The following is a 7459-nucleotide window of genomic DNA, read 5'->3' as shown; positions in this document are numbered from 1 at the left end:
CAGCGTCGCCGGCTCGATCATGGCGAGCGCGCGGTGCAGCGCGGCCTCGGCTGACTTGCTCATGGCCGCGGTGGGCGGTCGCCGTAATCGCGTTCGACGCGCAGGGTTGCGAGAGTGGTGGCCAGCCCGTCGTATTGGGTGACCAGCAGGACGAATTCGATGAGCCTCCGCTCGTCGAACTGGGTGGCGAGTTCGTTCCAGGTCGCGTCGGAGAGAATCTTCGTGGCGACGAGTTCGTCGACTGCGGTCAGAATGGTCCGATACCGCGTCGACAGGCCCGGTGCGTCGGGTCCGGTCTTGATCAGCTCGAGCAGATCCCGGTCGATGCCCGCCCGCTTGCCCAGCCGAATGTGATGGTCCATCTCGTAGGCGGATTCGCGCAGGTGCGCCACGCGCAGGATCACCATCTCGGTTTCCTTGCGGGAGATCTTGCCGCCCGGCATCAGATGGCCGCTGTAGAACAGCCATGCTCGGTAGAGACCGCCGGTGCGCCCGAGGGTGGTGAACAGGTGGGGATTCGGCACCCCCGCGCCTTTGGCGATCACCTTGCAGATGACCCAGTTGATGGGTCCGAGAGTTTTGGCGGTACCGGACGGAATACGTGGTGTGGTCACAGCCACACCGTACCGACTGCCCGGCCGGGCGTCACCGGGAAGTAGAAGGATAGGCTACCCTCTTTATGATTCTGTACAACTTTCCCTCGGAGGACCCTTGACGAAGTCCCATGCCCGCATCACGGCCCTCGCGCTCACCATCGCCGCCCTCGGTGTGGCTGCGACGGCGTGTTCGTCCACCGAGGCCACCTCCGATACCGACGTCAGCGCGACGCGATCGATCGAGACGGTCCGGGGAACGGTCGACGTTCCCGAGACCCCGCTGCGCGTCGTCACCCTCGAGCCGGTCGAGCTCGACACCACCGTCGCCCTCGGCGTCGTGCCCGTCGGGACCGCGGTGCTCAGCGAGGACAGTGGAGTGCCGTCGTACCTCGGGACGGAGGCCGCGGACATCGCGACCGTCGGTACGGTTGCCGAACCGACCATCGAGGACATCGCGGCCCTGCAACCGGATCTCATCCTGGGAACGGAGACTCGGCACGCCGAGTACTACGACCAACTCGCCGCCATTGCTCCGACGGTGTTCATGGCATCCCAGTCCGATCCGTGGCGCGAGAACGTCCGGTTCGTCGGACGCACCCTCGGCAAGGAGGACACAGCGGAGGAGCTGCTCACCGCCTACGAAAATCGGTGTGCCGAGATCGCCGAGAAGCACGACACCGCTGGAAAGACCGCACAGTTGATTCGCCCCCGCGCAGGCGAACTGACCCTGTACGGGCCGACGTCGTTCGCCGGAAGCACCCTCGAGTGCGCAGGCTTCACCACCCCGCCGAGGCCGGAATGGGCCGACGAGATCTCGGTCGACCTCTCGCCCGAGCTGGCGGCCGAGGCGGCCGCTGATCTGATCGTCGTCACCGCCTCTGACCCGTCGGACCCCGCAGCGATTCCGGCGTCGATCACCGCCAACGCCGCGGTACTACCGAATCCGCACGCGGTGGACCTGTCGTATTGGATCACCGGCGTCGGGCCCATGGGCGGGCAGACCGTGCTCGACGACATCGATCGGATTCTCTCGGAGTAAACCGACTCACATCCGGACCGCGCCCGCCAGCGCCGCGGCTTGCTCGGCCCGCTCGACCACTCGGTCCCGCGAGGAATCGATGTGTGCCAGTAGCAGTTCCAGTGCCGAGTCCAGCGCCCCGGCGAGAACGCGCTCGACGATGTCGATGTGTTGATCGATGGCCGAGACGACGGCTGCGGCGTCGAGTCCGCCGAGTATCCGAACCGGACGCACCTTCGCGTTCACGGTGCACAGTGCCTCGGTCAGCGCCGGGTTGCCCGAGGCAGCCAACAAGGTGACGTGGAAGTTCTCGTCCAGGGACACCAGATCGTCGGTGGTCCCGGGCGGGTCGGCACGCAAACCGATCCAGGTGTCCAACAGGTTCGACAGCGACGACCGATCGACCGGGTGCGACATCGATCGAGTGATGCCGCGGGCTTCGAGAGTGGAGCGCAGCTCGTACAGGTCGGGCAGGTCGCCGATCCGGGGGCGATAGGCGTGCAGCCCGGCTTCGTCGCGGGTGACGAGGCCGTCGGCCTGCAGCCGCGCCAGTGCCTCGCGCACCGGAGTACGCGAGACACCGTACAGCTCGGCGAGACGCTCCTCGCCGAGCCGTTCCGTGGAGCTGATGGCGCCGGAGACCAGATCCCGGCGCAGTGACGAATAGACCTTCTCGCGAAGGTCCTTGCGCGGCACGATGTGTCCGGTCAGATTGCCATGGCTGCGCGGACGTCCGCCTCGGACTCGGTTCCGCCCACACCGGTGGACGTGATGCGGCCGGCCTCGAGGATGTAGTAGTTCTGCGCCGACTCGAGGGCGAAGCCGATGTGCTGCTCCACCAACAACACTCCCAGTCCTCCGCGTCGAGTGAGTTCGATGACGGTGCGTTCGATCTCGGCGACGACCGACGGCTGGATGCCCTCGGTTGGCTCGTCCAGGATCAACATCCGCGGTTCGGTGATCAGTGCCCGCGCGATCGCGAGCTGCTGGCGTTGACCACCCGAGAGCAATCCCGCTCGGCGACCGAGCAATTCCTTCAACGCCGGAAACAGATCGAGTGCCTCGTCGACGAGCGCTTTGCCGCGCTTGCGACCGTCGGCGACTACCTGCAGATTCTCGGCCGTGGTCAACTGGCCGAACGACTGCTGACCCTGCGGCACGTAGGCGAGTCCGCGGGCGACGCGGGCGCTGGGACGCAACGCGCTGACGTCCTCGCCGTCGAACATGACCTTGCCGGAGTTGACCTTGAGCAGTCCGACCGCTGCTCGCAGCAGAGTGGTCTTGCCTGCACCGTTGTGCCCCATCACCGCCGCGACACCGTCGGCCGGAACCGTCAGCGACGCACCGTGAATCACTTCGCTGCGCCCGTAACCGGTACGCACATCCACCAGTTCAAGCATGATCGGCTCCTTCTTCTGCAATATGGTCGAGTTCCTCGCCCGCAGCGGCGGTACCGAGATAGACCTCTTGGACCTTCGGATCTGCCTGCACCTCGGCCACCGTGCCCTCGGCCAGGACCCGACCGGCGGCCAACACCGTCACCGAGGTGGCGAACATGCGCATGAAGTCCATGTCGTGCTCGACCACCACCACTGTCCGCTCACCGCCGATGCGCTGCAGCAGCTGCCCGGTTTCCTCGCGTTCCTCGTGACTCATGCCTGCGACCGGCTCGTCGAGCAGAAGCACGTCGGCGTTCTGCACCAACAGCATTCCGATCTCGAGCCACTGCTTCTGACCGTGCGCGAGAATTCCCGCGGGCTTGTCGCGCTCGGCCGTCAGACCGATGGTCTCGAGGGCCTCCTCGATCTGAGGTAGCACCGATCCTCGACGTCGCAGCATCGTCAGCACGGACCGACCGGAACCGGCGGCGATGTCCAGGTTCTGCAATACCGTCAGATTCTCGAAGATGCTGGCGGTCTGGAAGGTTCGCCCGATGCCGAGGCGGGCGATTTGATGTACCTTCTTGCCGAGCAGTTCCACGCCGGACTTCGTCACCGAGCCGGTGGCCGGGACGAGGCCGGTGATGGCGTCGATCAGCGTGGTCTTGCCAGCACCGTTGGGCCCGATGAGGAAGCGTAGATCGCCCTGCATCAGCGTCAGATCGACGTTGGTGTTGGCCTTGAAACCGTCGAAACTGACTGTCAGGTCTCGTACTTCGAGGTACTGACTCGACATGCCGGCGTTGCCGCCGAACGTGGGATGCGGACCTTCGACATGAATCATCGCGTCAGTTCCTTCTCTGGCTCTTCGCTCGACTCGGGGACCGGTTCGGATTCCTTCTTGCGTTTGCGCAGTGCGAACAGTCCCGCGATACCGGCGGGGAAGAACCCGACGACCACCACGAACAGCAGACCCTGCGCGTAGGTCCAGCCCGACGGGAACTGCTCGGACAGTGTGGTCTGAGCCCAGGCGACGCCGAGCGCGCCGAGGACCGGGCCGAGCAGCGTGGTTCGACCGCCGATCGCGACACCGATGAGGAACGCGATGGACGGGACGATGCCCACGTCGTTGGGGGAGATGATGCCGACGATCGGAACGAACAGTGCGCCTGCGAGACCCGCGAAGAACGCCGCGGCCACGTAGGCCACGATCTTGACGTTGGCGGGGTCGTACCCGAGGAACCGCACACGCTCCTCCTGATCGCGCACCGCCACCAGCAGTTCGCCGTAGCGTGAGTACATCAGCTGGCGGGTGATGGCGACGACGACGAGCAGTACTCCTGCGGCGATGAAGAAGAGCATCTGCTTGTTGGCGGGATCGTTGAGGTTGAACCCGAAGAACGTGCGAAACCTGTTGAGCCCGTTGGAGCCGCCCGTGGTCTGCTGACCGATCAGCAGAATGGCGAACGCGGCGGCGAGTGCCTGGCTGAGGATCGCGAAGTACGCGCCCTTGACCCGACGCTTGAACACGCCGAGACCGAGCACCAGTGCCACCAGGGCGGGCACGAACAGAATGCCCAGGACGGTGGTGATCGGCGAGGTGAACGGCACCCAGTACGAGGGCAGTTCGCGAATACCGGCGATCGACATGAAGTCCGGTACGTCGTCGCCGCGCAGATCGGCGTCGGAGATCTTCAGGTGCATGGCCATGATGTAGCACCGATGCCGAAGAAGACACCCTGACCGAGGGTGAGCATTCCGCCACGCCCCCATGCCAATCCGATTCCGACGGCCACGATGGCGTAGCAGATGAACTTGCCCAGCAGGTTCAGCCGGAACTCGCTGAGGACGGCCGGAGCGACGGCGAACAACAGAATCGCGGCGAGCGCGAATCCCAGTAGAGCGCCGCGCTTGGCGATGAACTCGCTCATACCAGGCTCCTTGTCTTGACGGCGAACAAGCCCTGCGGGCGGGCCTGCAGGAAGATCACGATGAGCACGAACACGATGACCTTGGCGATCGACGCGTGGTGCTGTACTCGATGAACGAGTTGAGAATTCCGAGAGCGAAGGCCGCGATGACCGCACCCTTGATCTGGCCGAGGCCGCCTACGACGACGACCAGGAAGGCGTCGATCAGATAGCTCTGTCCCACAGTGGAACTGGTGGAACCGATCAGGGTGAGCGCGACGCCGGCGACACCGGCGAGACCGGAGCCGAGGAAGAACGTCGAGATGTCCGTCCTACGGCTCGAGATACCCGAGGTCTCCGCGAGATCGCGGTTCTGCACCACCGCGCGGATGCGTCGACCCATCGCGGTCTTCTTCAGTGCCACCGACAGCGCGACGACGGCGACGATTGCGAGCACGAGGATGAAGATTCTGGTCTTGGGAACCACGGCACCGAGGATGTCCACGCCGCCTCGCAGCCAGTCCGGCGTCACGACGTTGACCGCCGGAGCGCCGAAGACATCGCGTGCGAGCTGTTGCAGGATGAGCCCGACGCCGAACGTGACGAGCAGGGTGTCGAGTGGCCGGTGGTACATGCGCTGAATCAGCGTGACCTCCAACAACACTCCCATGGCACCGCCGACGAGGAAGCCGACGATCAGAGAGATGAACAGTGATGCGCCGCCGGTGGAGACGATCTGCTGCACCACGTAGGCCGTGTACGAACCGGCCATGATGAACTCGCCGTGCGCCATGTTGATGACGCCCATCTGACCGAAAGTCAGGGACAGCCCGAGGGCGGCGAGGAGAAGAATGGATCCGATCGACAGGCCGGTGAACAACTGTCCGATCACGACGTCCATGGAGGGCTCCTTCTATGGTGCCTGCGGCAGTGGTGCGGTTGAGCGCCCCAGGGGGCACCTAACCGCACCACTGCCGCAGGCACTCTTGGTCAGTTGAGGTCGGCGGCCCAGTCGTAGGTCTCCAGGAACGGATCGGGCTCGATGGGTTCCGGCGACTCGGAGACGGTGTAGATCAGTCCGTCGGCGCGGATCTCACCGATGCGTGCGGTCTTGGAGATGTGGTGATTGTCGCCGTTGATGACGACCTCGCCCTCGGGAGCAGCGAAGCTGACGCCGTCGGCGGCGGCCTGAATGTCTGCTACCGCAAAGGAATCGGCCTTCTCGACGGTGTTCTTCCACAGGTACACCGAGGTGTAGGCGGCTTCCATCGGGTCCGAGGTGGGCTTGTCGGCACCGTACTTGGCCTTGTAGTCGGCGACGAACTTGGTGTTCTCGGGGGAGTCGACCGTCTGGTAGTAGTTCCAGGAGGTCAGCTGGCCTGCGATGTTCTGAGCGCCGATGCCGGCGACCTCTTCCTCGGCGATGGACACCGAAAGAACAGGCATATCCGCGGCTTTGAGTCCGGCATTGGTGTACTCGCGGAAGAATGCGACGTTCGAATCACCGTTGAGGGTGTTGAACACGGCGTCGGCATCCGCGGTACGAACCTTGTTGACGATGGTGGAGAAGTCGGTGGAGCCGAGCGGGGTGTAATCCTCGCCGACGATCTCGATACCGTTCGCCGCGGCGTAGGCCTTGATCTCGCGGTTGGCCGTCTGTGGGAACACGTAGTCGCTGCCCACCAGGTAGAGGGACGTGACGCCCTGTTCCTTGAGGTAGTCCAGGGCCGGGATGATCTGCTGGTTGGTGGTGGCACCGGTGTAGAAAATGTTCTTCGACGCCTCGAGGCCCTCGTACTGAACCGGGTAGTAGAGGAGAGCGTCGTTGTCCTCGAACACCGGCAGCATCGCCTTGCGGCTCGACGAGGTCCAGCCGCCGAAAACGGCTGCGACACAGTCACTGCTGATCAGCTTCTCGGCCTTTTCGGCGAACACCGTCGGCTCGGACGCGCCGTCCTCGGCGACGATCTCGATCTGCTTGCCTTTGACGCCACCGGATGCGTTGATCTCCTCGACGGCCAGTGCGATCGAATCGCGAACCGTCACTTCGCTGATCGCCATGGTGCCGGACAGGGAGTTGAGCGAGCCGACCTTGATGGTGTCACCGGAGGTGTCGACACACGAGGTGGCAGAACCGCCGCCGCCATCGGCGGAGGTGGTGTCGCTCGCCTTACTTCCGCACGCGGTGGCGACCAGGCTCAATGCAGCCAGCGCTGCGGGAACGACCATGACGCGCTTGACGGACATGCGCTTCGAGACAGCAGGCATCTACGGGCCTTTCGGAAGTTTTGTATACGGAGTTGTATTCGCGATTGCGAACAGTAAAGGGCGAGTATTGCGTTGGTATTTTCTGCGGTGACGAGTCTGTTTCCCGCGTTACGCGGACGTTAAAGCGTCGAAATGACAAGCAAGCTTGACAAAAAATGACAAGCAGAGTTGACTTTCGCGTATGTCCGGAACGAACAACGTTCGCGCACATCGCAAACTGGCACGCATCACTCAGGCCGAACTCGGCAGCATCTGCGGGGTGAGCCGTCAGAGCATCGTCTCCGTCGA

At 64.2% G+C, this 7459-nt stretch carries 6 protein-coding genes and 2 pseudogenes; 1 reads left to right on the top strand and 7 read right to left on the bottom strand.

Going from position 1 to position 7459, the window contains the following annotated elements; genetic code table 11:
- Nucleotides 1-59 precede the first annotated feature (59 nt).
- On the bottom strand, nt 60-620 hold the full coding sequence (locus tag RHBS_RS21285) for a carboxymuconolactone decarboxylase family protein (RefSeq protein ID WP_128646390.1): 561 nt from the start codon (nt 618-620) through the stop codon (nt 60-62).
- A 91-nt stretch (nt 621-711) separates the two neighbouring features.
- Here RHBS_RS21285 and RHBS_RS21280 point away from each other — a divergent pair, with 91 nt between their 5' ends.
- Entirely contained in the window at nt 712-1635 is a 924-nt protein-coding gene (locus RHBS_RS21280; protein ID WP_128646389.1) for an iron-siderophore ABC transporter substrate-binding protein, read from the top strand.
- Between the two features lie 6 nt (nt 1636-1641).
- On the opposite strand, the gene RHBS_RS21275 is transcribed toward RHBS_RS21280, so the two are convergent.
- From RHBS_RS21275 to urtA, 6 genes and pseudogenes are all read right to left on the bottom strand, one after another.
- Nucleotides 1642-2310, bottom strand: a complete 669-nt coding sequence (locus RHBS_RS21275) for a GntR family transcriptional regulator (RefSeq protein ID WP_121873519.1) — start codon at nt 2308-2310, stop codon at nt 1642-1644.
- A gap of 11 nt (nt 2311-2321) precedes the next feature.
- On the bottom strand, nt 2322-3014 hold the full coding sequence (urtE, locus tag RHBS_RS21270; RefSeq protein ID WP_094613983.1) for an urea ABC transporter ATP-binding subunit UrtE: 693 nt from the start codon (nt 3012-3014) through the stop codon (nt 2322-2324).
- On the bottom strand, nt 3007-3837 hold the full coding sequence (gene urtD, locus RHBS_RS21265; RefSeq protein ID WP_128646388.1) for an urea ABC transporter ATP-binding protein UrtD: 831 nt from the start codon (nt 3835-3837) through the stop codon (nt 3007-3009). The genes urtE and urtD overlap by 8 nt, the downstream gene beginning before the upstream one ends.
- A pseudogene (gene urtC / locus RHBS_RS21260) lies at nt 3834-4924 on the bottom strand (urea ABC transporter permease subunit UrtC). The gene urtD and the pseudogene urtC overlap by 4 nt, the downstream one beginning before the upstream one ends.
- Nucleotides 4921-5804: pseudogene (gene urtB / locus RHBS_RS21255) on the bottom strand (urea ABC transporter permease subunit UrtB). The pseudogenes urtC and urtB overlap by 4 nt, the downstream one beginning before the upstream one ends.
- Before the next feature lie 89 nt (nt 5805-5893).
- On the bottom strand, nt 5894-7171 hold the full coding sequence (urtA, locus tag RHBS_RS21250; RefSeq protein ID WP_121873515.1) for an urea ABC transporter substrate-binding protein: 1278 nt from the start codon (nt 7169-7171) through the stop codon (nt 5894-5896).
- Between the last annotated feature and the right edge of the window lie 288 nt (nt 7172-7459).

It is taken from the genome of Rhodococcus sp. BS-15 (genome assembly GCF_000813105.1).
Classification (GTDB): domain Bacteria; phylum Actinomycetota; class Actinomycetes; order Mycobacteriales; family Mycobacteriaceae; genus Rhodococcoides.
The sequence above is the reverse complement of the archived record's forward strand: the minus strand, read 5'-3'. Positions and strand labels throughout refer to the sequence as shown.